At 61.4% G+C, this 22,898-nt stretch carries 24 protein-coding genes and 1 tRNA gene; 6 read left to right on the top strand and 19 right to left on the bottom strand.

Annotated features, from left to right (window positions below; genetic code table 11):
* Positions 1–43: 43 nt before the first annotated feature.
* Both AC1MDC_RS08680 and AC1MDC_RS08685 read right to left on the bottom strand, forming a co-directional pair.
* Positions 44–1,429, bottom strand: coding sequence for a heavy metal sensor histidine kinase (locus AC1MDC_RS08680; RefSeq protein WP_227234083.1), 1,386 nt, complete (start codon positions 1,427–1,429; stop codon positions 44–46).
* A complete protein-coding gene (locus AC1MDC_RS08685; RefSeq protein WP_085697973.1) occupies positions 1,419–2,099 on the bottom strand; it encodes a heavy metal response regulator transcription factor in 681 nt (226 codons plus the stop codon). Before AC1MDC_RS08685 ends, AC1MDC_RS08680 begins: the two co-directional genes overlap by 11 nt.
* 136 nt (positions 2,100–2,235) lie before the next feature.
* Between AC1MDC_RS08685 and AC1MDC_RS08690 the strand changes: the two genes are divergently transcribed.
* A complete protein-coding gene (locus AC1MDC_RS08690; protein ID WP_480392843.1) occupies positions 2,236–2,718 on the top strand; it encodes a GlcG/HbpS family heme-binding protein in 483 nt (160 codons plus the stop codon).
* A 16-nt stretch (positions 2,719–2,734) separates the two neighbouring features.
* Positions 2,735–3,145 carry a hydroxyisourate hydrolase gene (gene uraH / locus AC1MDC_RS08695; RefSeq protein ID WP_480392844.1) on the top strand — a complete coding sequence of 137 codons (411 nt, stop codon included), beginning with the start codon at positions 2,735–2,737 and terminating at the stop codon, positions 3,143–3,145.
* 123 nt (positions 3,146–3,268) lie between these two features.
* On the opposite strand, the gene AC1MDC_RS08700 is transcribed toward uraH, so the two are convergent.
* Positions 3,269–3,952, bottom strand: a complete 684-nt coding sequence (locus tag AC1MDC_RS08700) for a Crp/Fnr family transcriptional regulator (protein WP_480392845.1) — start codon at positions 3,950–3,952, stop codon at positions 3,269–3,271.
* 85 nt (positions 3,953–4,037) lie between these two features.
* Between AC1MDC_RS08700 and AC1MDC_RS08705 the strand changes: the two genes are divergently transcribed.
* Complete coding sequence (locus tag AC1MDC_RS08705; protein ID WP_085697969.1) at positions 4,038–4,562, top strand: Mpo1 family 2-hydroxy fatty acid dioxygenase; 525 nt, start codon at positions 4,038–4,040, stop codon at positions 4,560–4,562.
* Positions 4,563–4,686: 124 nt separating this feature from the next.
* On the opposite strand, the gene AC1MDC_RS08710 is transcribed toward AC1MDC_RS08705, so the two are convergent.
* The 6 genes from AC1MDC_RS08710 to dibA form a co-directional block, all read right to left on the bottom strand.
* On the bottom strand, positions 4,687–5,676 hold the full coding sequence (locus AC1MDC_RS08710; RefSeq protein ID WP_480392846.1) for a sulfate/molybdate ABC transporter ATP-binding protein: 990 nt from the start codon (positions 5,674–5,676) through the stop codon (positions 4,687–4,689).
* Positions 5,677–5,679: 3 nt separating this feature from the next.
* Positions 5,680–6,552: a sulfate ABC transporter permease subunit CysW gene (gene cysW, locus AC1MDC_RS08715; RefSeq protein WP_007952817.1), complete on the bottom strand. Its 873-nt coding sequence runs from the start codon at positions 6,550–6,552 to the stop codon at positions 5,680–5,682.
* 13 nt (positions 6,553–6,565) lie between these two features.
* The gene (cysT, locus tag AC1MDC_RS08720) at positions 6,566–7,384 is read right to left on the bottom strand and encodes a sulfate ABC transporter permease subunit CysT (protein ID WP_007952818.1); all 819 of its coding nucleotides are present in this window, start codon (positions 7,382–7,384) and stop codon (positions 6,566–6,568) included.
* A 172-nt stretch (positions 7,385–7,556) separates the two neighbouring features.
* Entirely contained in the window at positions 7,557–8,570 is a 1,014-nt protein-coding gene (locus tag AC1MDC_RS08725; RefSeq protein ID WP_085702780.1) for a sulfate ABC transporter substrate-binding protein, read from the bottom strand.
* Positions 8,571–8,710: 140 nt separating this feature from the next.
* Positions 8,711–8,893 carry a sulfur starvation response protein OscA gene (oscA, locus tag AC1MDC_RS08730; RefSeq protein ID WP_022643503.1) on the bottom strand — a complete coding sequence of 61 codons (183 nt, stop codon included), beginning with the start codon at positions 8,891–8,893 and terminating at the stop codon, positions 8,711–8,713.
* A gap of 190 nt (positions 8,894–9,083) precedes the next feature.
* Positions 9,084–11,003 carry a phosphodiesterase DibA gene (dibA, locus tag AC1MDC_RS08735; RefSeq protein ID WP_480392847.1) on the bottom strand — a complete coding sequence of 640 codons (1,920 nt, stop codon included), beginning with the start codon at positions 11,001–11,003 and terminating at the stop codon, positions 9,084–9,086.
* A gap of 146 nt (positions 11,004–11,149) precedes the next feature.
* Here dibA and desA point away from each other — a divergent pair, with 146 nt between their 5' ends.
* Positions 11,150–12,334 (top strand): delta-9 fatty acid desaturase DesA, encoded by a 1,185-nt coding sequence (gene desA / locus AC1MDC_RS08740; protein ID WP_085697965.1) that lies wholly within the window; start codon positions 11,150–11,152, stop codon positions 12,332–12,334.
* Positions 12,335–12,479: 145 nt separating this feature from the next.
* On the top strand, positions 12,480–13,469 hold the full coding sequence (locus AC1MDC_RS08745) for a GGDEF domain-containing protein (RefSeq protein WP_480392870.1): 990 nt from the start codon (positions 12,480–12,482) through the stop codon (positions 13,467–13,469).
* A 138-nt stretch (positions 13,470–13,607) separates the two neighbouring features.
* Here AC1MDC_RS08745 and AC1MDC_RS08750 read toward each other — a convergent pair whose 3' ends face one another.
* From AC1MDC_RS08750 to AC1MDC_RS08775, 6 genes are all read right to left on the bottom strand, one after another.
* Positions 13,608–14,819: a response regulator gene (locus AC1MDC_RS08750; RefSeq protein WP_085697963.1), complete on the bottom strand. Its 1,212-nt coding sequence runs from the start codon at positions 14,817–14,819 to the stop codon at positions 13,608–13,610.
* Between the two features lie 141 nt (positions 14,820–14,960).
* Positions 14,961–16,238, bottom strand: coding sequence for a 4-aminobutyrate--2-oxoglutarate transaminase (gabT, locus tag AC1MDC_RS08755; protein WP_085697962.1), 1,278 nt, complete (start codon positions 16,236–16,238; stop codon positions 14,961–14,963).
* 186 nt (positions 16,239–16,424) lie between these two features.
* Positions 16,425–17,867 carry an NADP-dependent succinate-semialdehyde dehydrogenase gene (gabD, locus tag AC1MDC_RS08760; RefSeq protein ID WP_085697961.1) on the bottom strand — a complete coding sequence of 481 codons (1,443 nt, stop codon included), beginning with the start codon at positions 17,865–17,867 and terminating at the stop codon, positions 16,425–16,427.
* A 317-nt stretch (positions 17,868–18,184) separates the two neighbouring features.
* Entirely contained in the window at positions 18,185–18,502 is a 318-nt protein-coding gene (locus AC1MDC_RS08765) for a RebB family R body protein (RefSeq protein WP_085684285.1), read from the bottom strand.
* Between the two features lie 43 nt (positions 18,503–18,545).
* Entirely contained in the window at positions 18,546–19,085 is a 540-nt protein-coding gene (locus tag AC1MDC_RS08770) for a hypothetical protein (protein WP_085702786.1), read from the bottom strand.
* Positions 19,085–19,312 carry a RebB family R body protein gene (locus tag AC1MDC_RS08775; protein WP_085684289.1) on the bottom strand — a complete coding sequence of 76 codons (228 nt, stop codon included), beginning with the start codon at positions 19,310–19,312 and terminating at the stop codon, positions 19,085–19,087. Before AC1MDC_RS08775 ends, AC1MDC_RS08770 begins: the two co-directional genes overlap by 1 nt.
* Positions 19,313–19,510: 198 nt before the next feature.
* Here AC1MDC_RS08775 and AC1MDC_RS08780 point away from each other — a divergent pair.
* Positions 19,511–19,587, top strand: a tRNA-Arg gene (locus AC1MDC_RS08780).
* Between the two features lie 67 nt (positions 19,588–19,654).
* On the opposite strand, the gene AC1MDC_RS08785 is transcribed toward AC1MDC_RS08780, so the two are convergent.
* The 4 genes from AC1MDC_RS08785 to AC1MDC_RS08800 are packed head-to-tail and all read right to left on the bottom strand — an operon-like array spanning position 19,655 to position 22,846.
* Complete coding sequence (locus AC1MDC_RS08785) at positions 19,655–19,936, bottom strand: hypothetical protein (protein WP_419150026.1); 282 nt, start codon at positions 19,934–19,936, stop codon at positions 19,655–19,657.
* 8 nt (positions 19,937–19,944) lie between these two features.
* Entirely contained in the window at positions 19,945–20,547 is a 603-nt protein-coding gene (locus AC1MDC_RS08790) for a hypothetical protein (RefSeq protein WP_480392848.1), read from the bottom strand.
* A complete protein-coding gene (locus AC1MDC_RS08795) occupies positions 20,544–21,125 on the bottom strand; it encodes an RNA polymerase sigma factor (protein ID WP_480392871.1) in 582 nt (193 codons plus the stop codon). Before AC1MDC_RS08795 ends, AC1MDC_RS08790 begins: the two co-directional genes overlap by 4 nt.
* A gap of 29 nt (positions 21,126–21,154) precedes the next feature.
* Positions 21,155–22,846, bottom strand: coding sequence for a vWA domain-containing protein (locus AC1MDC_RS08800; RefSeq protein WP_480392849.1), 1,692 nt, complete (start codon positions 22,844–22,846; stop codon positions 21,155–21,157).
* Positions 22,847–22,898: the final 52 nt, after the last annotated feature.

Below are 22,898 nucleotides of genomic sequence, written 5' to 3' on the forward strand. Positions count from 1 at the left end.
ACCTCGACTACTGTGGGAGCGGGCTTGCCCGCGAAGAGGCCATTCAGATCGCTGCAAATCCAAGCTCAAAAACCGTACCCGTTGCACCACTGCTGACCCGCACCCGCCCTCCATGCAACTGCATGATCGACTGCACGATCGCCAGTCCCAAGCCGCCGGAATCTCCAGGCTGCGCGCGGGACGGGTCGACGCGGTAGAAGCGGTCGAACAGTTTGTCCAGATGCTCCTGCGCGATGACCGGGCCGAGGTTGTGGACTTGCAGCCAGCACATGCCGGGTTCGTCGCGCCGGCGCAGGCTGATGATCGAACCGGCGTCGGCATGGCGCACGGCGTTGGCCAACAGATTGCCCAAGGCGCGTTGCAGCAGTTGCTGATCGGCCAGCAATTCTCCGCTGAACGTGTTTTCGAGGCGGATTCCCCGGTCGTCGGCCAGGGCTTCGAAGTAGTCGCACAACTCATCGCCGATGTCGTGCAGTTCCAGCGTGCGCAGATCGAGCGCTCGCTCGGCTTGCTCGGCGCGGGCGAGAAACATCAGGTTTTCGGCCATGCGCTTGAGCCGCTCGAACTCCTCCATGTTCGACGCCAGCACTTCCTGATATTCGGCGCTGCTGCGCGGGTAATTGAGTGCCTGGCCGTTGCTCGCGAGCAAGGTGTGCAGGGGCGTGCGGATTTCATGGGCGAGGTCGGCGGAAAACTGTGAGAGGCGCTGGAAGCCATCGTCCAGCCGTACCAGCATGCCGTTCAGCGCGTGCACCGGTTCCAGCAATTCCGCTGGCGTGCCAGCGGTGGGAACGCGTTGATCGAGGCTGCGCAGGTCGATGCCGCGCAGCGCTTCACTCAGCTTGCGCAGAGGCCGCAAACCTCGGCGCAGCAGCACCAGGCCCAGCGTGAAGGCGAGCACGGCACCCAGCCCGACCGCCAGATACAAGCGCAGCCGATAGCTGCCGAGCATCTGCTCGCGCTCGCTCAAGACCTTGCCAGCAATCACGGTCAGCGCTTCACCGTTCGGACCTTGAGCCTGACCTGACAACAGCGCCAGCTCGACACCGTCCGCCGCTTGCCAGGTCAGCACATCGCGGCGTTGCGGCGGCTGCTCTCGCGCAATGGCCTGTATGGACGGCAGTTCGCGCTGACGAGGGTTGATCGTGATCACATTCGAGCCGTCCGCGCGTTGCACCAGCAGCAGACTGTCGAGGTTGCCCAGCATGTTCTGGTAAAGCCGTGGCCGCGCCTGCAATGCGTCGAGGCTGTCGCTGTCGGCGAGCAGCGCGCGCACCTGTTCCAGGCGACCGAGCAACGCCATGTCGTCGCGCCAGGCGATTTCCGAGGCCAGCGAGCGATACAGGAACACGCCGATCGCACTGAGTACCAGCGCGCAGACGGCAGCGAACGCCAGGGCCAGGCGCCAGGCGATGGATCTAGCGCGCATCGTCGGGCGCTTCGAGTTGATAGCCGACTCCGCGCACGGTGTGGATCAGTTTGGGCATGTACGGATCATCGACTTTCGAACGCAAGCGACGCACCGCGACTTCGACCATGTTGGTGTCGCTGTCGAAATTCAGGTTCCACACTTGCGAAGCGATCAGCGTGCGCGACAGCACTTCGCCCTGGCGGCTGGCGAGCAGATGCAGCAGGGCGAATTCCTTGTTGGTCAGGGCGATGCGCTGGCCGCCCCGACTGACGCGGCGGCGCAGCACGTCGATTTCCAGATCGGCGATGCTGTACGACTCGGCCTCACGCATTGGCCCGCGTCGTAACAACGTGCGCACCCGCGCCAGCAATTCGGCAAAGGCGAACGGTTTGAGCAAATAGTCATCGGCCCCCAGTTCGAGGCCGCGCACGCGGTCTTCGATCGCATCCTTCGCCGTCAGGAACAGCACCGGCGTGGCGCCGCGCTGACGGATCAGCTGGAGCAATTGCCAGCCGTTGAGGCCTGGCAGCATCACGTCGAGGATGATCAGGTCGTATTCCTGCTGCTCGATGAAGTAGCGCCCGTCGAGGCCATTGAGTGCCACGTCCACGGCGAAACCCGACTCGCCCAGCCCTTTGGCGAGGAAATTCGCGGTTTTGGCTTCATCTTCTACGACCAGCAAACGCATGGCACACCTCGATTGATCAGAGACACAGGCTAGGCTCCTTCGACCGTGTTGCCCATTACAAACTTGTAATCCGACTGACGAGGTTTCGACGGGGACCGGCGGATAAGGTGATGGCCTTCGCTTTTGGAACCTGCCCATGACCGCTAAATACCTGGTTGCCAGCCTGGCAATCGGCCTCGGCACTGCCGCATTCGCTACGCCGGAGCTGCCCCGTCACGCCGATCTCGATCTGAAAACCGCCCGGCTGCTGGCCGACGCGGCACTGGAAAACTGCACCGGCACGGTGTCGGTACTCGACCGTGGCGGCAACCTGTTGGTGACCTTGCGCGGCGACGGTATCGGCCCGCATAACACCGCCGCCAGCCAACGCAAGGCCTACACCGCGCTGTCGACGAAAACCCCGACTCGATTGTTCGCCGAGCGCGCCCGCAGCAATCCGGAAACCGCCAACCTCAACACCCTTGATGAGTTGCTGCTGCTCGGCGGCGGCATTCCGCTATTCGCCGAAAAAGAACTGGTCGGCGCCATGGGCGTGGCCGGTTCCGGGGGCGGCGAGCAGGACGAAACCTGCGCAATCAAGGCTGCCGACATCGTCGGCCTGTCCATCAACCGTAGTTGAACCCAGGAGCATCACCATGACCGCACTGCGCATGACTTTCGCCGCGCTCGGCCTGAGCGCTTTTTCGAGCCTGACACTGGCCGCCGGCAACCCGCTGAGCGTGCACGTGCTCAATCTGGAAAACGGCCTGCCGTCGCCGGGCATCAACGTGACGCTGGAGCGTCACGTCGGCCAGAACTGGCAGCCGCTGGCGCAGGGCACCACCAATGAACAGGGACGGATCGCCGAACTGTTCCCGGCGAACAAACCGTTCGAGGCGGGTGAATATCGGGTGGTGTTCAAGACCGGCGAGTACTTCGAGAAGGCGAAGCACGAGACGTTCTTTCCGGAGATTCCGGTGATTTTTCAAGTGAAGCAGACGGATCAGCACTATCACATCCCACTGCTGCTGAGCCCTTATGGCTTCTCGACCTATCGCGGCTCGTAAGCCACATACAATTCCCCTGTGGGAGCGGGCTTGCCCGCGATGGCGTCGTGTCAATCGACATAGAGGACAACTGACAGCCCCCAATCGCGGGCAAGCCCGCTCCCACAGGGATAGTAGTGAACACTAAAGTGTGGCAAGTGCCCGCAGGCGATCAGTGTCGAGGATTTCGATTTCGCCATAGCTCAAGCCGATAATCCCCTGCCCCTGCAACTCCTTGAGGATCTGGTTGGTGGTCTGGCGTGACAGCGACAGCATCGACGCCAACTGCTCCTGAGGCAGTTGCAGCACGCGGCGCGGCGGATCAAGTTCGCCATAGCCTTCAGCGATCATCAGTAAGCGATGAGCCAGACGCGCCGGGGCCGGCAGCAGGCTCAGCTGTTCGAGGTTGATGAAGGTCAGGCGCAGTTTGTGGCTCATCAACAAAGCGAGATGCCGCCAGTAGACAGGTTGCTCGTCGAGCAATTTCAGCAATGTGGCTTGCGGGATATTCAGCAACAGACACGGGCCGACCGCATAAGCATCATGGGTGCGGGGCTGGCCGTCGAACAGGCAGATTTCGCCGAACCAGTGCGGCGCTTCCACCAGGCTCAGCAACGCCTCCTTGCCCTGCTCGCTGACCGCGCCGATGCGTACCGCGCCATCGAGCACCGCGTACAGCCCGCACGGCGCATCACCGCGCTGGAACAGCCGCTGCCCCGCCGCCAGCCGCCGCTCCTTTGCCGCCGCCAGCAGACTATTCTGAAAGGACGAAGGCAGATGACTGAACCATTGCCCAGTCAACAGGCGCTCGCGCCAGACCTTATCCATGCGTTCTCCTAAAGATTGTCGCCTGCCTGACAGAGCGAGCCGTGAACCCGGGGCATGATTCGATCACCCAACAGGAGGAACAACAATGAAAAGCCTCGTCGATCATTTGAGTCAATACGCCGCTTACCACCGTGACCCGCGCAACATCGCCAGCCACTTTATCGGGATTCCGCTGATCGTAGTGGCGGTGGCCGTGCTGTTGTCGCGGCCGGAATGGTCGGTGGGCGAGTTGTGGATTTCGCCTGCCGTTATCGTGGCGCTGGCCTCAGCATGGTTTTACCTGCGACTGGAAGTGAAACTTGGTGTGTTGATGACCGCACTCATGGGGCTATCGGTCTGGGCCGGGCACGTTCTGGCGCAGCAGAGCACCCTGGTCTGGCTCAGCAGTGGTCTGGCGATGTTTGTGATTGGCTGGGCGATCCAGTTTGTCGGCCATCACTATGAAGGGCGCAAACCTGCGTTTGTGGATGATTTGAGCGGGTTGATTGTCGGGCCGCTGTTTGTGGTGGCTGAACTGGCGTTCATGCTCGGGATGCGGCATGAGCTGAAAGAACAGATCGAAGCGCGGGCGGGTGTGGTGCGGGTCAATCCGAATCGCGCGGCTGTCTGAACACAGGCTGATTCGCTCGTTCCCACGCTCTGCGTGGGAATGCATCCCGTGACGCTCCGCGTCACAGTGGACGCGGAGCGTCCATAGCGGCGTTCCCACGCGGAGAGCGTGGGAACGCGCGAGGTCAAACGTTGGCGACTTTCTGCCAGACCTTCGGCTTGAAGAACAACGTCTCACCTTTCGCCAACCCGGTCAGGCTGTCGTGATCCTTCACCACTTCCGCCTCGATCAGATCGGTTTGCCCCTCAACCTTCAGCGTCACCCGCGTGGTCGCGCCCAGCGGCCGGATATCGCGGACTTCAGCGGCGTGGTGATCCTCCAGCTCATGCCGCGACAGCGACACTTCGTGGGGGCGGAACAGCACGTGATGGTCATCGCCCAGATGCAGACGGTTCGAGTCGCCTAGGAAGTGGTAGACGAAATCGCTGGCCGGGTTTTCGTAGACGTCGCCCGGTGAGCCGATCTGCTCGATCACACCCTTGTTCATCACCACGATTCGGTCGGCCACTTCCATTGCCTCTTCCTGGTCGTGGGTCACGAATACCGAGGTCAGGTTGATGTCTTCGTGCAGGCGCGCCAGCCAGCGGCGCAGCTCTTTACGCACCTTGGCGTCGAGGGCGCCGAACGGCTCGTCGAGCAGCAGCACTTTCGGCTCTACCGCCAGGGCACGGGCCAGGGCGATACGTTGACGCTGACCGCCGGACAGTTGCTCCGGATAACGATCCGACAGCCAGTCCAGTTGCACCATGTTCAGCAGCTCGTGAACCTTGGTCGCAATCTGGCTTTCGCTCGGGCGCTGGTTTTTCGGCTTCATGCGCAGGCCGAACGCGACGTTGTCGAACACGGTCATGTGGCGGAACAGGGCGTAGTGCTGGAACACGAACCCGACGTTGCGATCACGCACGTCGTGGCCGGAAACGTCTTCACCGTGGAACACGATGTTGCCGTTATCCGGGGTTTCCAGACCGGCAATGATGCGCAGCAAGGTGGTCTTGCCGCAGCCGGACGGGCCGAGCAGCGCCACCAGTTCACCGCTTTGGATGTCCAGGCTGATGTTGTCCAGCGCCTTGAACGCATTGAAATTCTTGCTGACGTTACGCACTTCGATCGACATGAATTATTCCTCCGCGGCGCTGGCGCGCAGGCGGTTGATACGGTTTTCGCTCCACTGCTTGAGCAGCAGGATGAAGAGCGCCAGGATCAGCAACAGACTCGCCACGGCGAACGCGGCCACGTGGTTGTATTCGTTGTAGAGGATCTCGACATGCAGCGGCAAGGTGTTGGTCACCCCGCGAATGTGCCCGGAAACCACCGACACCGCGCCGAACTCACCCATGGCCCGCGCAGTACACAACACCACGCCGTAGATCAGGCCCCACTTGATGTTGGGGACGGTCACGTGCCAGAACATCTGCCAGCCGTTGGCGCCGAGCAGACGCGCGGCTTCCTCTTCCTGAGTGCCTTGTTCCTGCATCAGCGGGATCAGCTCGCGGGCCACGAACGGCACGGTGACGAAGATCGTCGCCAGTACGATGCCCGGCAGGGCGAAGACGATCTGGATGTCATGATCCTGCAGCCACGGCCCGAACAGGCCCTGGGCGCCGAACATCAACACGTAGACCAGACCGGCGATCACCGGCGACACCGAGAACGGCAGGTCGATCAGCGTCACCAGCATGCTCTTGCCACGGAACGAGTATTTGCTCACGCACCACGCGGCGCTGACACCGAACACCAGGTTCAACGGGACCGAAATCAGCACCGCGATCACGGTGAGTTTCAGCGCCGACAAGGCATCCGGTTCAAAGATCGCAGTGAAGAAGGCACCGAGGCCGTTCTTCAATCCCTGCGACACCACGATGAACAGCGGCAGCACCAGGAACAGGAAGAAAATCAGCCAGCCGAGGCCGATCAGAATCCGCCGCGAAGTGGCACTGCCACGGCGGGCGGCATTGGCCGAGGAAGCGGCCGCAATAGACGATTGGGACATGGTTCGCGCCTCCTTATGGGGTTTCGATGCGCCGCTGCAGCAAGTTGATCAGCAGCAACAGGACGAAAGAAACCACCAGCATCAACACGCCGATGGAGGTAGCGCCGGTGTAATCGTATTGGTCGAGCTTGACCATGATCAGCAGCGGCAGTATCTCGGTTTTCATCGGCATGTTGCCGGCGATGAAAATCACCGAACCGTATTCGCCAACGCCCCGGGCGAACGCCAGGGCAAAACCGGTCAGCCAGGCTGGCAACAGCGCCGGCAGCAGGATGTGACGGAACACCTGCAGCGGTTTGGCACCGAGGCACGCCGCGGCTTCTTCGACTTCCCGCGGGATGTCCGCCAGCACCGGCTGCACCGTGCGCACCACGAACGGCAGGGTCACGAAGGTCAGCGCCAAGGTAATCCCGAGCGGGGTGTAGGCGATCTTGAAACCGAGGTCTGCAGCGAACTGCCCGACCAGCCCGGTCGGCGTGTACAGCGCCGTCAGCGCGATACCGGCCACCGCGGTCGGCAGGGCGAACGGCAGATCGATCATCGCGTCGATCACCTTGCGTCCCGGGAACGTGTAGCGCACCAGAACCCAGGCCAGCAACGTGCCGATGATGCCGTTGATGATCGCGGCGCACAGCGCAGTGCCGAAGCTCAGCTTCAGTGCGGCCAGAACCCGGGGCGCGGAGATGATCGTCCAGAACTGATCCCAGGTGAGTTGGGCGGCGTGGACGAACATCGCCGCCAGCGGGATTAGCACAATCAGGCTGAGGTACACCAAGGTGTAGCCCAGCGTCAGCCCGAAGCCGGGTATGACGGGGGAGATACGACGCGACATAAAAGTCCTTGGTTAAAAAACGTTCCGCTGAACGCACTAATGTGGGAGCGAGCTTGCTTGCGAAGAGGGAGCATCATTCAACACTTACGTTGTCTGACACACCGCCTTCGCGAGCAAGCTCGCTCCCACATGGGGTGTCCGGCACTAAAGCTCGGTTGCAGCTTATTTCAGATTACTGCGCCTGATAGATCTGGTCGAACACGCCACCGTCGTTGAAGAATTTCGGCTGTGCGGTTTTCCAGCCGCCGAAGTCCTTGTCGATGGTCACCAGTTCCAGTTTCGGGAACTGCTGGGCGTACTTGGCAGCCACGTCCTTGTCACGCGGACGGTAGAAGTTCTTCGCCGCGATTTCCTGACCGGCCGGGCTGTACAGATGCTTGAGATAGGCTTCGGCGATCTGCTCGTTACCCTTCTTCTCGGCGTTCTTGTCGACCACGGCCACCGGAGGTTCGGCGAGGATCGACAGCGAAGGCACGACGATGTCGAACTTGTCCTTGCCGCCATCTTCTTTGAGCGCCAGGAAGGCTTCGTTTTCCCAGGCCAGCAACACATCACCCTGACCGTTGTTGACGAAGGTAATGGTCGAGCCACGGGCGCCGGTGTCCAGAACCGGCACATGCTTGAACAGGGTCTGTACGTATTCCTTGGCTTTCGCTTCGTCGCCGCCGTTGGCTTTCAGGCCGTAGGCCCATGCCGCGAGGAAGTTCCAGCGTGCACCGCCGGAGGTTTTCGGGTTCGGGGTTATCACCGAGACGTCGTTCTTGATCAGATCACCCCAGTCCTTGATGCCTTTCGGGTTGCCCTTGCGCACCAGGAACACGATGGTCGAGGTGTACGGAGTGCTGGCTTCCGGCAGACGCTTCTGCCAGTCGGCCGGCAGGGTCTTGCCGAGCTTGGCGATTTCGTCGATGTCGCCGGCCAGGGCCAGAGTCACGACGTCGGCGCGCAGACCGTCGATCACCGCACGGCCCTGCTTGCCCGAACCGCCATGGGATTGCTGGATTTTCACGGTGTCGCCAGCGTGTTCCGACTGCCAGTACTTCACGAATTCGGCGTTGTAATCCTGATAAAGCTCGCGCGTCGGGTCATACGACACGTTGAGCAGTTCGTAATCCTTGGCAACCGCGGAACCGGCAAACACAGCACTGGCCAGGGCGGCCAAAGCGTAACGGCGAATCGACGACATGGTGAAAGCTCCTGGAATTCCTGGTGGTGGCTTTTTCTTATGAATTTCGAAAATCGGGTTGCCTGTAAAGATCACCGCCTGCGCCCACTCTTGCGTTGATCCCCGGCAAGAGCGGGCGCAGGCTGGAATCTTTTTTCGATTCAGCTCGGCTTGTTGCCCGGTTGCTGCAAGCGGAATTTTTCTTTGCGTTCGATCTGGACCACCTGGGCGTTGTGCACAGTGATTTCCACCGCGCCGAATCGCAGGTCGCGCAGGGCGCTCTGGATTTCGCGAAGGATGGTGGCTTCGTCCTGACCGTCAACGCTACGCAGGGATGCGCTCATGGTGCTGCTCCTTTGGATGGGATATGCCTGGCAGTGGGCGGTACTGCGTTCGGCGTGGGAGCAATATAAGAGAGGCGCAGATATTCTTAAAAAGACTATTTAAGAATGTTTATATAACTGGAAAACATTATGTGATGCAGCAAGGGTTTGCGGCGGATTCGCCCGCCGGCAAACCTGCCGTACGCCGTCATCAACCGATCAAAGGCGCCCGGTTCCAGTCGATTTGCGCTTCCGGGACCGGCCGCCCGAACCAATAGCCTTGCCCCAGATCACAAGCCTGGCCCAACAGGAACGCCGCCTGTTCCGCCTGCTCGATGCCCTCGGCATGCACCTGCATGCCCATGCTGCGGGCCAGGGCAATGATCACGCGGACGATCGCTGCGTCGTCCTCGTCCCACGGCAGGCCGGCGACAAAACCCTGATCGATCTTGAGCTTCTGCACCGGCAGGCGCTTGAGCCGCAGCAACGACGAATAACCGGTGCCGAAGTCATCGATGGCCAGACGAATGCCCAGCTCGCGCAGACGATGCATCTGTTCCAGCGCGACTTCCGGATCGTCCATCACCGCGCTTTCGGTAACTTCCAGTTCCAGGTAGGCCGGATCCAGGCCCGTGTCGTGCAGCACCTGCGCAACCTGCTCGTACAACTCGCGGCGGGCAAACAAGCGTGATGACACGTTTACCGCGACAAACGACAGCACGACTCCCGCCTGCTGCCATTGGCACATCTGCCGGCAGGCCTGCTGCATGACCCAGGCGTCGATTTCCGAGATCAGCCCGGTGCGCTCGGCAATCGGGATGAACTCCGCCGGCGACACCAGGCCCCGTTGCGGATGTTCCCAGCGCACCAAGGCTTCGACGCCGATCAGGCGACTGGTTTTCAGGTCGTGTACCGGTTGGTAATAGACCCGCAGCTCCTGCTGCTCCAGCGCGCGGCGCAGTTCAAAGGCGATTTCGACCCGTTGCTGGGCGTGAGCCGTGAGCTCTTCGGTGTACAGTGCGTAGCCATTGCGGCCACTGCTCTTGGCCTTGAACAGCGCCGCATCGGCGTTGCGCAACAGCTGCTCGGCGCTCAATGCATCGCTGGGAAACAGACTGATGCCGAGGCTGGCGTTGATGAACAGCTCATGGCCATCGAGGCAAAACGGCTCCTTGAGCGCATCGAGAATGCGTTGGGCCAGCGCCGCCGCCTGCGCCGGCTGTGGACAACTTTCCAGCAGGACTGCGAACTCGTCGCCACCCAGCCGCGCCAGGGTGATGCCCGTCCCGAACAACGCCTGCAAACGCACGGCGACCGCCTTGAGCAAACGGTCACCGATGGTGTGGCCGAGGCTGTCGTTGATCAGTTTGAAATGGTCCAGGTCGATCATCAGCAACGCGCAACCGCGCTTGTGGGTCTGCGCCGATGCCAGCGCCTGTTCGGCGCGGTCGCTGAACAGCAGGCGGTTGGGCAGGTCGGTCAGCGGATCGTGATGGGCCAGGTGCTTGAGCTCGTGCTCGGAATCCTTGATGGCGCTGATGTCAGAAAACACCGCGACGTAATGGCTGAGCCGATCGTCCTCGTCGCGGATCACCCGAATGGTTTGCCACTGTGGATAAATCTCGCCGCTCTTGCGCCGGTTCCAGATTTCGCCGCTCCACTCGTCCTTCGTCTGCAAGGTGGCGAACATCGCCTGATAGAACCCCGGAGGATGGTGCCCGGACTTGAACAGGCTGGGCTGCTGGCCAATGACTTCCTCGCGTTGATAGCCGGTGATTTCCATGAAGGCGCGATTGACGTGGACGATCAGCCCCAGTCGGTCCGTGACCAGCACGCCTTCGCGGGTGCAGTCGAATACCGCAGCAGCCTGACGCAGGCGTTCGCGATCCGCCTGGCGTTCACGCAGTCGGGCACCGATGCCCAGGCATTCGAACAGCCGCGCCCGGGCCAGGAAGATCAACCCGGCGCTGAGCGCTACGAACACGTAGCCGTTGATCAGTTGCCAGCGCAGCAGTTCGTCTGAGTTATCGAAGAAACTGTTCAATAAATAGCCAGTGCCTTGCAGCCACACAACCGCAAGGACCAGATAAAGCAGCGCTGCACGCAAGGCATCGCGGTAAGTGGCAGACATTCGGCCGTCCATGTCCCTACAAAATTGTCGGGATTATAAGTCAAGAAACATCCAGCCATCTCTTATCTGAAAGGGCGACTGGTTTTATCTGTGTGCTTGGTGATAATGCAACGGCTGTTTTTTCTTTATCGAGGGCCCTATAGCCTATGTGGTACGAAGGTTTTCTTGGCTTGTCGGCCTGGTCACTGGTCGCCGTCACCCTGGTGATGACCCACGTGACGATCGTTGCCGTCACGGTCTACTTGCACCGCTACTCGGCCCATCGCTCCCTGGAGCTGAATGCCGGCCTGAAGCATTTCTTCCGTTTCTGGCTGTGGCTGACCACCGCGCAGAACACCCGCGAGTGGACCGCCATCCACCGCAAACACCACGCCAAATGCGAAACCGAAGACGACCCGCACAGTCCGGTCGTCAAGGGTCTGTCCACCGTCCTGCGCAAAGGTGCCGAGCTGTACCGCGAAGAAGCGCAGAACCCGGAAACCCTGCGCATATACGGCAAGAACTGCCCCGAAGACTGGATCGAGCGCAACCTCTACAGCCGCTACCGGCTGCTGGGCGTGGCGATCATGGCCGTCGTCGACCTGCTGCTGTTCGGCACCATCGGCATCACCATCTGGGCGATCCAGATGATGTGGATCCCGGTCTGGGCGGCCGGTGTGGTCAACGGTCTGGGCCATGCCGTCGGCTACCGCAACTTCGAATGCCGCGACGCGGCGACCAATCTGGTGCCATGGGGCATCCTGATCGGCGGCGAAGAACTGCACAACAACCATCACACCTATCCCAACTCGGCCAAGCTGTCGGTCAGGAAGTGGGAGTTCGACCTCGGCTGGGCCTGGATCCAGGTCTTCAGTTTCCTGCGTCTGGCCAAGGTGCAACGGGTCGCCCCGATTGCCCACCGCGTCGAAGGCAAGGGCAGCCTGGACATGGACACCGCCATGGCGATCCTCAACAACCGCTTCCAGATCATGGCCCAGTACCGCAAGCTGGTGATCGGGCCGCTGGTGAAGCAGGAGCTGGCCAAGGTCGATCATTCGGTACGCCACCAGTTCCACCGGGCCAAACGCCTGTTGTCGCGGGAAACCAGCCTGCTGGAAGATCGCCACCACGTGCGCATCCAGAACATGTTCGAGCACAGCCAGGCGCTGAAGGTAATCTACGAGAAACGCCTGGCCCTGCAGCAGATCTGGGTCAAGACCAGCGCAAATGGCCACGACATGCTCGCTGCCATCAAGGAATGGGTACACGAGGCGGAGGCCAGTGGCATCCAGTCCCTGCGTGAATTCGCCGACCAGCTGAAAACCTACTCGCTGCGCCCTGCCACCGCCTGATGCCGTTGATCGGTGCGCCCGATTCCCGGGCGCACCCTTCGGAACTTCACCCCCGATCCCCTATCTCAAAGACACTTCGCCACCCCCGGCGGGCTTTCCCGTGGCCGTTGTCGACTTCCCGGCACGCCCTTTGAGATTCGTGTCGATGGTCAACAACAATCAGAAAGACTCATCCCCTCCCCAATGGCCAGAGGCCGCGCAGACCCTGATGGCATTGATGCACGCTCAGGGCGAAGTCGCCCGGCTGAGCGAACGCGAGCAACTGTTCAGCTCGCTGCTGGTCAGCGTCAACGCCGTGCTTTGGGCCTTCAACTGGGAAACCCGTCAGGTGCTGTATGTCAGCCCCGCCTATGAACGGATATTCGGCCGCTCCGCCGCCCTGCTGTTGGCCGACTACAACCAGTGGCGCGACAGCATCTACCCGGACGATCTGGAATACGCCGAACGCAGCCTCGCCGAAGTGCTGCACAAAGGCGCCGTGGAAGACCGCGAATACCGGATCATCGCCGCCGACGGCCAAGTGCGCTGGATCAGCGACAAGTGCTTCATCAACCGTCAGGACGAACCAGGGCAACCGGTGATCATCGTCGGCATCGCCGAAGACATCACTGACAAGAAGCAGATGGAAACCGAGCTGCAACGCCTGGCCACCACCGACGTGCTGACCCAGAGCAGCAATCGCCGGCACTTCTTCGAATGCGCCCACCGCGAGTTCGAAGACGCCCGCCTGCAAGGCGCACCACTGGCGTTTCTGCTGCTGGACATTGATGACTTCAAGGTGATCAACGACACCTACGGCCACCCGGAAGGCGACAACGTATTGCAACGGATCGCCGAATGCGGGCGAGCATCGTTACGCCGGGGCGACCTGTTCGGGCGGATTGGCGGTGAAGAATTTGCTGCGGTGTTCCCGGGCTGTGCGCCAGACATGGCGATGCAGGTGGCCGAACGGCTGCAACGGGAAATTCAGCGGCTGAGTTTCAACCACGGTGATCAGACGTTCGGCATCACCGTCAGCCAGGGCCTGACCAGCCTCACCCCGGATGACGAAAACCTCGACACCCTGTTCGCCCGCGCGGACGCAGCGATGTACGAAGCCAAACGGCAGGGCAAGAACCGGATCATTTCCGCCTGATTCAAGACCTCAGCCCAACACAAGACTACTGTGGGAGCGAGCTTGCTCGCGAAGGCGTCTTGTCAGTCAACATAGCGCTGACTGGCATACCGCTTTCGCGAGCAAGCTCGCTCCCACAGGGATTCGTAGTGCGCGCGGTTATTTACGCATCCGCAGCAGCTCCGGCAAGCCGATCTTGAGCAAGCGCGCCGTGCGGCTCTTCGCCAGCTCCTCAACGCCTTCATGCTCGGTCAGCCGCGCCATCTGCGCCGCCATGTTCATCACCAGCGCCTCGCGGGAGTACACCCCGCCACCGAGCTGGTAAACCGCGGCAATCAGCTCGCGCAACTCCAGCGGCAAGCGCCAGCGGGTGCGTAACGCCGAGCCATACGCTGCGCCGAATTCCGCCAGCGCATCGCCGACTTCCTCCAGTTCATCCAGCTCGCCGCCGGCCTGCTTCCATTCCTGCAGACAACGCAGCAGTGCCAGGTCGCCGAGGCGATGGAGCATCCCGGCGCAATAGCAGCGTTCCTGATCCAGATCGAGCAGCCGCGCCAGCGTGCGGGCGTACTCGGCGGTGTGCAGCGACAGGCCCCAATAGCGCTCGGCGTAATCGGCCAGGCACGGATCGCTCAGTCGGGCGCTGCGCTTGAGTGCAAGGCCAAGGATCAGGTTCATGCTCTGCCCGGTGCCCAGGCGATGCAGCGCCTGCGCCAAGGTCTGCACCGGCGCGCCATGGTGCTGGGCGGCGCTGTTGGCGGCGGCAATCAACACGGCAGTGATCTGCGGATCGGTGCGGATTTCCTCTTCAAGCAGCTTCAGGTCCAGGCCATTGGGATTGAGGCTGCGTTTGACTGCCACCTGCACGTCGGTCATCAGCGGTGCGCCATCGGCCTGTTCGCGGCGACGTTCGAGGAATACCGAGAGGGTCATGCCCGGCGCCAGTGCAGGTACTTCACAGAACACTTCCTCGCCGGCGTTCAGCAGCAGTCCCTGCAAACGCTCGGTCAGGCTTTCCATGTTCAGCGGTTTGGCCAGGTAGGCGGTCGGCGCCATCGGCAGGGCTTCGCGCACGCTGGCGCTGTCGTTGCGGCTGCTCATCAAAATGAACGGCAGCGGCGGATTGCGTTTGCGCTGGCGGACACTGCGCAACACGCTCAAGCCATCGACGCCGGGCAATTCCCAGTCGACGATCGCCAGGTCATACGGGACTTCGCTGAGCAGCGACATCGCCTCCTGGCCATCGGCGCACAGGTCCAGCCGCGCATCGCAGCGCACATTCAGCAGCACTTGTTTGAGCAGATCACGCGACCAGGGATCGGCCTCGGCAATCAGCACCCGGGGTACAGCGGGTAAATCGACGGCAGTCATGCTCGCCCTCCCTTGCAATGCTTGAACCTTAGCCAATGCTGGCGTTTCGGTACAACCTGAAAACCGCGCAAGTGTTTCTCCGGGCATGAAAAAACCCGCCGAAGCGGGTTTTTTGTCGATCCGATCACACGGTGCTACGGATTACAGCTCCGAGAAGCACTCTTCGATGATCGCCAGGCCTTTGTCCAGTTGCTCGTCCGGCGAAGTCAGCGGTACCAGGACGCGCAGAACGTTGCCGTAGGTGCCGCAGGACAGCAGGATCAGGCCCTTTTCACGCGCCTTGGCCACGACAGCCGCGACAGCGGTCGGGTTTGGCTTGTGGCTGTCGCCGTTTTCGAACAGCTCGACTGCGATCATGGCACCCAGGGCACGGACTTCGCCGATCACCGGGTACTTGGCCTGGATGGCCTTCAGGCCGGTGACCAGACGCTCGCCGACAGCCTTGCAGCGGTCCAGCAGTTTTTCTTCTTCGAACACTTCCATCACGGCCAGGGCCGCGGCGCAAGCAATCGGGCTACCGGCGTAGGTGCCGCCCAGGCCGCCTGGAGCGATGGCGTCCATGTATTCGGCCTTGCCGCACACACCGGCCAGCGGGAAGCCGCCAGCGATGGATTTGGCGAAAGTGGTCAGGTCGGCAGCAACGCCCATCTGTTCCATGGCGAAGAAAGTGCCGGTACGGCCAGCGCCGGTCTGCACTTCGTCAGCGATCAGCAGGATGCCGTGCTGGTCGCACAGGGCACGCAGACGCTTCATGAATTCTTTCGGTGCGACGTAGAAACCACCTTCACCCTGCACAGGCTCGATGATGATCGCGGCGATGTCTTTCGGCTCGGCGTCGTTCTTGAAGATGCGCTCGATGGAAGCGATCGAGTCGTCGATGCTCACGCCGTGCAGTTCGTTCGGGTACAGCGCGCGGAAGATGCCGCCTGGCATCAGGCCCATGCCGGCCGAGTAAGGCACGACTTTACCGGTCAGGCCCAGGGTCATCATGGTGCGACCGTGGTAAGCGCCGGTGAAGGCGATCACGCCAGCGCGGCCAGTGGCGGCACGGGCGATCTTCACGGCGTTTTCAACGGCTTCGGAACCGGTGGTCACCAGCAGGGTTTTCTTGGCGAAGTCGCCTGGTACGCGAGCGTTGATTTTCTCGCACAGCTCGACGTACGGCTCGTAGGCCAACACCTGGAAGCAGGTGTGGGTCAGCTTGTTCAGCTGCTCGGTCACGGCGGCGATGATTTTCGGGTGCACGTGGCCGGTGTTCAGTACGGCGATACCACCGGCGAAGTCGATGAATTCACGACCCTCAACGTCGGTCACGGTCGCGTTCTTCGCGGACTCGGCGAAGATCGGGTGAATCTGGCCAACACCACGTGGAACAGCAGCGGTACGGCGGGCCATCAAGTCAGCGTTAGTCTTGCTCATTACAGTCCTCATTCGCCGCTCATCGGGCGGCGTGGTTCAAGGATTAAGCGGGAGGAATCGGCGGTGGCAGCATGCGATGATCGACTGCCACGGCGTTCCCGGCCGCAGAGAAAATTCCGGTTTGAAGCGACGCAAAGGGACAGCGCTCTCGTGCCCTTTGCGTTTACAGCGATCTTCTACCGAGGCTTAGATGCCCAGGCAGAGGTATTTGATTTCCAGGTAATCTTCGATGCCGTACTTGGAGCCTTCACGGCCCAGGCCCGAGGCCTTGATGCCGCCGAACGGCGCGACTTCGTTGGAGATCAGCCCGGTGTTGACGCCGACCATGCCGTACTCCAGGGCTTCAGCCACACGGAACACACGGCCCAGGTCGCGAGCGTAGAAGTACGAGGCCAGACCGAACTCGGTATCGTTCGACATCGCAATCACGTCGGCTTCGTCTTTGAAGCGGAACAGCGGCGCCAGCGGACCGAAGGTTTCTTCCTTGGCGACAGCTGCGTCTTTCGGCACGTTGGTCAGGATGGTCGGCTCGAAGAAGTTGCCTTCCATCGGTTTGCCACCGGCCAGCACAGTTGCGCCTTTGCCCACGGCGTCAGCGATGTGCTCTTGCACCTTGGCCACGGCTTTCTCGTCAATCAGCGGGCCAGTGGTAGTGCCTTCTTCCAGACCGTTGCCGATCTTCAGCTTGGCGACTGCCACTTTCAGCTTCTCGGCGAATGCGTCGTAGACCGAATCCTGAATGTACAGACGGTTGGCGCAAACACAGGTCTGGCCGTTGTTGCGGTACTTGGAAATGATCGCGCCTTCGACGGCCTTATCCAGGTCCGCGTCGTCGAACACGATGAATGGCGCGTTGCCGCCCAGTTCCAGGGAGACTTTCTTGATGTCCTTGGCGCATTCCGACATCAGCTGACGGCCGATTTCGGTCGAGCCGGTGAAGGACAGTTTGCGCACGATCGGGTTGCTGGTCAGCTCGCTGCCGATGTCGCCGGCACTGCCGGACACCACGCTGAACACACCTTTAGGGATGCCGGCGCGCTGGGCCAGTTCAGCCAGGGCGAAGGCGGAGAACGGCGTTTGCGAAGCAGGCTTGAGCACCATGGTGCAACCGGCGGCCAGCGCAGGACCGGCTTTACGGGTGATCATCGCCGCCGGGAAGTTCCACGGGGTGATGGCGGCGGTCACGCCGATCGGCTGCTTGATCACGATCAGGCGCTTGTCCGGCTGGTGGCCCGGAATCACGTCACCGTAGATACGCTTGGCTTCTTCGGCGAACCACTCGATGAACGAAGCGGCGTAAACGATTTCGCCCTTGGCTTCGGCCAGTGGTTTGCCTTGTTCGAGGGTCATCAGGCGAGCGAGGTCGTCCTGGTTCTCGATCATCAGTTCGAACCAGCGACGCAGTTTGCCTGCGCGCTCCTTGGCGGTCAGTGCACGCCAGGCCGGCAGCGCCTTGTCGGCGGCTTCGATGGCACGGCGGGTTTCGGCAGCGCCCATTTTCGGCACGGTGCCCAGAATTTCGCCGGTGGCCGGGTTGTTGACCTTGATCGTCTGACCGTTGTCCGCGTCGACCCATGCGCCATCGATGAAGGCTTGCTGGCGGAACAACTGGGTGTCTTTAAGCTGCATGTCGGCTTTCCTTAACAGCACCGCGCAAGGCGCGGAGCAAAATTATGATTGTAGAAAGGCGCCTCGCAAGGCTGCCGTCAGGGAAATCATTTACCGGGCTGGCACGTGAACAGCGCACGACTCAAAAGACGTGCGACTCAGCACCTGGATAAGGAGCGTTTGAAATCTCAAACGAATCCTAGGTTCAAAGGGGTTGAAGGACAATAGGGCGTTCGAAAAAAAGAACAAAAACGCCGCAATTGCTGAACATTTCAGATCAACGTACAAGTGCCTCTGTTCCCTGCCACCGTCGAACGGCAGGGAACAGAGGATAGCGACTACTTATCCTGAAACGATTTGAGCACCGTCAACAGACTGGTCAGGTTGTCGGCCACCCCCGTCTGCGCGACTTTCTCCGTGGCCGCGGCGCCGGCTGTGGTATCAACGCTGTAAATCTGCATCACGCCCTGATTGGTCGCCGCTTGCGCCAAAGTGTTCTGTTGCTGTTGGGCACTGACGGCGTTCTCGAACAGGATGCCGGTCGAGTGCGCCAGGCTCTGGTAAAGGCTGCCCATCGCCATGGCCGGCGCTTCGGCCACAACCTTGACGCTGGTCTGGGTGACTGCATCGGTAATCTGATCATTCACGGTTGCCATGTTCCGACTCCTTTCAAGGGACAGTGGGTGTTGCAAATATTGCTCAGGCGCCGGACGACCGCTCAGGCTGGCTGGCGCTGAACTGGGCAATGCTCTGATTGATTCGCTCAAGTGCCTGGTCCACTCCGTCGGCGTCCAGCACCCCGCTCGCCGCGGCCACCGCCGCAGCTCCGCCTACCAGCAGATGGGTATTCAACGCGCCGAGCGCACTTTCGGTGGCGGCGTCGAGGTCATCCTTGATGATGCTCTCGGTCATCTTGCGCAGCAGCACACCTTGAGAAGCCAGAGCGAGCTTGGTGACACCATCGAAGTAGCTCGCCGCCGACTGCGCCACCAATCCGCTGGCCTGACGAATCAGCAGCTCCGAACCCAGCGACGCCAGTGCGGGCGCATTGGCCGCCAACTGAGTGTTGAGCAGGTTCACCGCTTCGACGATCTGTCGGTTCAAGGCGTCGGCACCCACGCCCTCAGCCGATTGCTGAAGCAGATGCTCGTTGAGTGATTCGAGCAATGAAGCCGCAGCGGTGGCCGGATCAACGGCCGGCTGTTGCGCATCGTCGGTCTGCGCCTTTTCCCTGGCCATCAGGATCGCCCTCCCACCGCCAGAATCTGCTGCACGGCCGCCGCCACGGTGGCGTTGCCGATAATGTTCAGCGCCTGCTGATGACTGACCGCGTTCTGCAACGCCAGACTGACCGCATGACTGCTGACCTGAGTCAGCGTAGCAATGGCCGTGGCCGGTGCAGAACCGACGACCTGCACGGTCGATTGGGTGACAGAGTCGGTGATTTGAGGATTGACGACGCTCATGCTTTTCTCCCTGAATAAGGCGATCGAGGAACCCGCCGCAGGAAAACAATAGAACAGCTGCGCCAAACTGCCACGAGAGCGTTTTGCAGGACGTTACAGCCTTTTGGAATGCGCCCTGCACCGACACAAACACTGACAATGACCCGGCAAAAACCGGCATGGACGCCCCGAGCCGACCTAGGTATGATGTCGCCCGCTGCACCAGTAGCTCAGCTGGATAGAGTACTGCCCTCCGAAGGCAGGGGTCGTGGGTTCGAATCCCGCCTGGTGCGCCATTGATTTAAACGAGAAAGCCCCGGACTGTGATGGTCCGGGGCTTTTTTGTGCCTGCCGACCGGCGACTCACTCCGTCGTCCAGTCAAACTCGTCATATTCATCATCGTCTTCTTCGTCCTCGATCAACTCATCATCGAGAACGTCTTCTTGCAGATCCTCTTCGGCCTGTTTGGCCAGAAGAAACTCCTTGCGACTCTCCGTCACTGCCCGCCGCAGTTCCTCACCCTTCACCGGGCAGTTGAGCATTTGGGCGATGCGGTCGATTTTTTGGGCCACGGCATCCTCCAGCGCATCGGCAATGACCCGATAGTGCGCGTTTTTGCGGGTCAATGCCAAATGGCGGATCACTGATACGGTCAGTTCTTGCGGATTTTTTCCAGTCGCAGGTCGAGATTCACGTTCGGGTAGCGCTTGTGCAGGTGGTTGAACAGGGTGTCGGCCGCTTGCGACTGGCCGGACTCGCGCAGGCGCAGGACTTCACGCAGCTGCTCGTCGAGACCGTTGACCGGGGCAGCGGCGCGCTTGCCGACCTTGGCTTCGTCCGCCGTGTCGGCGCTGATCGATTCGCTCTGCATCGGTGCAGCCATTTCCGCCATTGGCGCGGGAGCTGGCGCAGAATGCGCGCCGGCGGGCGCCGACAATGATCGGGCCTCCTGGCGGGCCACTGGCGCAGCCGGTTTCGCGGCGGGGGCGAAATCGTATTGAGCCACGGGCTCCGGCGTGCGTTGCACCAGCGACAGCATCAGCGCGATGCCGACCAGACTGGCAAAAGCCACCTGATAGCGCGGTGTCTGGCAGGCCTTGAGCCAGCGTTGCCACAGGCTCTGCCGTGGCATCGGGGTTTCACGGCGGGCGGCGTTGAGGATCAGCGCATCGAGATGCGCCGGCGGCTCGGCGTTGTGCTGTTCGCGCACGTGCTTGAGCACTTGCTCTTCGGGGGTCGGGCGGGCGTCCGTCATGTCAGTACCTCCTCGGCCAGCAGCCGACGCAGTTTTTGCTGGGCGTAGCGCAAGCGGCTCTTGACGGTTTCCAGCGGTGTATCGGTGAGGCTGGCGATTTGCGCCAGATCGAGGTCGCCGTGGGCGCGCAGCAGGAACACTTCGCGCTGGTCGGCGGGCAAGGATTGCAGGGCACTCTCCAGGCGCTGGCTGTCGCGGCTGAGGTTGAGCAGTTGTTCGGGATCGGAGGCGTCGTCGCTGACGGCGTGGGTTTGCTCGTCGTAGCTGTCATGCAACGGTTGCCGGGCGCCGTGTTTGCGCCAGTGATCGATCAGGCGATTGCGGGCAATCTGGAACAACCACGTACGAAAGATCGCCCGGCCTTGTGGCTGACTGGCACTGCGGATCAAGCTCAGCCAGGTCTCCTGGAACACCTCGTCGGCCAGTTCCGGTTTGCCGCTCAAACCGAGCAGAAACCGGTAAAGACTCTGGCGATGGCGGGCGTACAGGATCTCGAACGCCCCGCCGTCACCCTCGCGATAACGGGCCAGCAGCGATTCGTCGCTGCTGGTCTCAAGGCTGTCTGCAGAAGCAAACAGCTGTGTGATGAAGCCTTTGAGGCGGCTCACTATTCAATCCGTCGCTCAGTGGACATTCCGATGGAGGCGGTGGACGTACGCAGGCTCTGCGCCAGTTCCACCAGTTGCACGAACTCGTTGCGCAGACCGAAGCGGTCATCGCCACGGGCACCTCGGGCCAGGGCTTCGGTGTCCTTGAGGCTGAAATCGCCGGTGTAGCGGCCGTCCTTGAGTTGCTGGGAAAACGCGGCGACGGCGGCAGCGAAACGCAGGTCCTCACTGGCCGGCGCAACCTGACTGGCAATCGGCCGCTCGATCAGCAGACTTTTCCCACCCTCAGGCTTTTGATATCGCACACGCAGCATTGCCAATTCTCCTTTCTTCTCGGAAACCACTGCATCGGTTTTTCCGTAGCGCAGCGGTTCCAGCCAGCCCTTCTCGCCTGTCGGGACAATTTCATACAACGCCGTCACCGTATGGCCTGCACCGACTTCGCCGGCATCGACCTTGTCGTTGCTGAAATCCTCACGCTTCAGCGCGCGGTTTTCGTAGCCGAGCAGCCGGTATTCGCTGACCTGCGCCGGGTTGAACTCGACCTGCAACTTGACGTTTTTCGCCACCACGGCGAGGGTCGAACCGAGTTGATCCACCAGCACCTTGCGCGCTTCACGCAGGTTGTCGATGTAGGCGTAGTTGCCGTCACCGGCATCGGCCAGTTGTTCCATCAGGTGCTCATTGTAGTTATCCACACCGAAACCCAGGGTGGTCAGGGAAATTCCGGTCTTGCGTTTATCCACAGCCATTTGTTTCAGGCTGTCGAAGTCGCTGATGCCGACGTTGAAGTCACCGTCGGTGGCCAACAGGATGCGGTTGATGCCTTTGGGGATGAACGCCTGCTGCGCCATCTGATAAGCCAGCTCAATGCCGGAAGCGCCGGCGGTCGAGCCGCCGGCAGTCAATTGCTCGATGGCTGTGCGAATTTTCGCCTTTTCCCGTCCGGAAGTCGGCTCCAGCACCACTCTGGATTCGCCGGCATACACCACCAGCGACACCCGATCCTGCTCGCGCAATTGATCGACCAGCAATTTCAGGGTGCTTTTGACCAGCGGCAAGCCTTCGCGGCGGTCCATCGAGCCGGACACATCCACCAGAAACACCAGGTTCGCTGGCGCCAGTTCCGCCACGGCGCGGTCGGACGCCTTGATGCCGATGCGCAGCAAGCGGGTGTGCGGATTCCACGGTGAAGCAGCCAGTTCGGTGGTCACGCCAAAGGGCGAGCCATCGCTCGGCAGCGCATAGTCGTAGGGAAAGTAATTGACCATCTCTTCCAGCCGCACCGCGCCCTCCGGCGGCAGTCGACCCTGATTGAGCAACCGCCGCACATTGGCGTAGGCGCCGGTGTCGACGTCGGCACTGAAGGTCGAGACCGGGGTTTCGGCGACGCTGTGGATCGGGTTGTCGGCCAGATTGGCGTACTGCTCGCGCTGTTCATCGCGATAGCCCTGTGGATAACTTTCACCGGCCGGCATCGGTGCAAAACGGGCGATCGGCGCCGCCAGGGCACTGCGCTTGGCCATCGCGCTGTCGGCCATGATCGCTTCGGGCTGCGCGGAAGATTTCAGTTCGGTCTGCGCAGGAGGGGGCACAACGGTGGTTTCCGGGCTGGAGGAAACGCCGCAACCGGCAACCACCAGCAACACACTGGCAGCAAGAGGGCGCAGAAGCGTGGAAGGAAGGGACATGGGGGCTGACCTCGGGGAAGAATTGATCCATTCATCCCCTGAGACGGGCAGC

It is taken from the genome of Pseudomonas sp. 1, from assembly GCF_056626735.1.

Excerpts from the sequence above, each read along its gene's own strand:
- oscA (WP_022643503.1), bottom strand. The coding sequence starts at position 8,893 with ATGAGCGCATCCCTGCGTAGCGTTGACGGTCAGGACGAAGCCACCATC.
- AC1MDC_RS08700 (WP_480392845.1), bottom strand. The coding sequence starts at position 3,952 with ATGGATAAGGTCTGGCGCGAGCGCCTGTTGACTGGGCAATGGTTCAGT.
- gabT (WP_085697962.1), bottom strand. The coding sequence starts at position 16,238 with ATGAGCAAGACTAACGCTGACTTGATGGCCCGCCGTACCGCTGCTGTT.
- AC1MDC_RS08725 (WP_085702780.1), bottom strand. The coding sequence starts at position 8,570 with ATGTCGTCGATTCGCCGTTACGCTTTGGCCGCCCTGGCCAGTGCTGTG.
- AC1MDC_RS08680 (WP_227234083.1), bottom strand. The coding sequence starts at position 1,429 with ATGCGCGCTAGATCCATCGCCTGGCGCCTGGCCCTGGCGTTCGCTGCC.
- AC1MDC_RS08750 (WP_085697963.1), bottom strand. The coding sequence starts at position 14,819 with ATGACTGCCGTCGATTTACCCGCTGTACCCCGGGTGCTGATTGCCGAG.
- AC1MDC_RS08705 (WP_085697969.1), top strand. The coding sequence starts at position 4,038 with ATGAAAAGCCTCGTCGATCATTTGAGTCAATACGCCGCTTACCACCGT.
- gabD (WP_085697961.1), bottom strand. The coding sequence starts at position 17,867 with ATGCAGCTTAAAGACACCCAGTTGTTCCGCCAGCAAGCCTTCATCGAT.
- AC1MDC_RS08745 (WP_480392870.1), top strand. The coding sequence starts at position 12,480 with ATGGTCAACAACAATCAGAAAGACTCATCCCCTCCCCAATGGCCAGAG.
- AC1MDC_RS08770 (WP_085702786.1), bottom strand. The coding sequence starts at position 19,085 with ATGGCCAGGGAAAAGGCGCAGACCGACGATGCGCAACAGCCGGCCGTT.
- cysW (WP_007952817.1), bottom strand. The coding sequence starts at position 6,552 with ATGTCCCAATCGTCTATTGCGGCCGCTTCCTCGGCCAATGCCGCCCGC.
- AC1MDC_RS08690 (WP_480392843.1), top strand. The coding sequence starts at position 2,236 with ATGACCGCTAAATACCTGGTTGCCAGCCTGGCAATCGGCCTCGGCACT.
- AC1MDC_RS08765 (WP_085684285.1), bottom strand. The coding sequence starts at position 18,502 with ATGGCAACCGTGAATGATCAGATTACCGATGCAGTCACCCAGACCAGC.
- dibA (WP_480392847.1), bottom strand. The coding sequence starts at position 11,003 with ATGTCTGCCACTTACCGCGATGCCTTGCGTGCAGCGCTGCTTTATCTG.
- AC1MDC_RS08685 (WP_085697973.1), bottom strand. The coding sequence starts at position 2,099 with ATGCGTTTGCTGGTCGTAGAAGATGAAGCCAAAACCGCGAATTTCCTC.
- cysT (WP_007952818.1), bottom strand. The coding sequence starts at position 7,384 with ATGTCGCGTCGTATCTCCCCCGTCATACCCGGCTTCGGGCTGACGCTG.
- AC1MDC_RS08710 (WP_480392846.1), bottom strand. The coding sequence starts at position 5,676 with ATGTCGATCGAAGTGCGTAACGTCAGCAAGAATTTCAATGCGTTCAAG.
- AC1MDC_RS08775 (WP_085684289.1), bottom strand. The coding sequence starts at position 19,312 with ATGAGCGTCGTCAATCCTCAAATCACCGACTCTGTCACCCAATCGACC.
- AC1MDC_RS08790 (WP_480392848.1), bottom strand. The coding sequence starts at position 20,547 with ATGACGGACGCCCGCCCGACCCCCGAAGAGCAAGTGCTCAAGCACGTG.
- uraH (WP_480392844.1), top strand. The coding sequence starts at position 2,735 with ATGACCGCACTGCGCATGACTTTCGCCGCGCTCGGCCTGAGCGCTTTT.
- desA (WP_085697965.1), top strand. The coding sequence starts at position 11,150 with ATGTGGTACGAAGGTTTTCTTGGCTTGTCGGCCTGGTCACTGGTCGCC.
- AC1MDC_RS08800 (WP_480392849.1), bottom strand. The coding sequence starts at position 22,846 with ATGTCCCTTCCTTCCACGCTTCTGCGCCCTCTTGCTGCCAGTGTGTTG.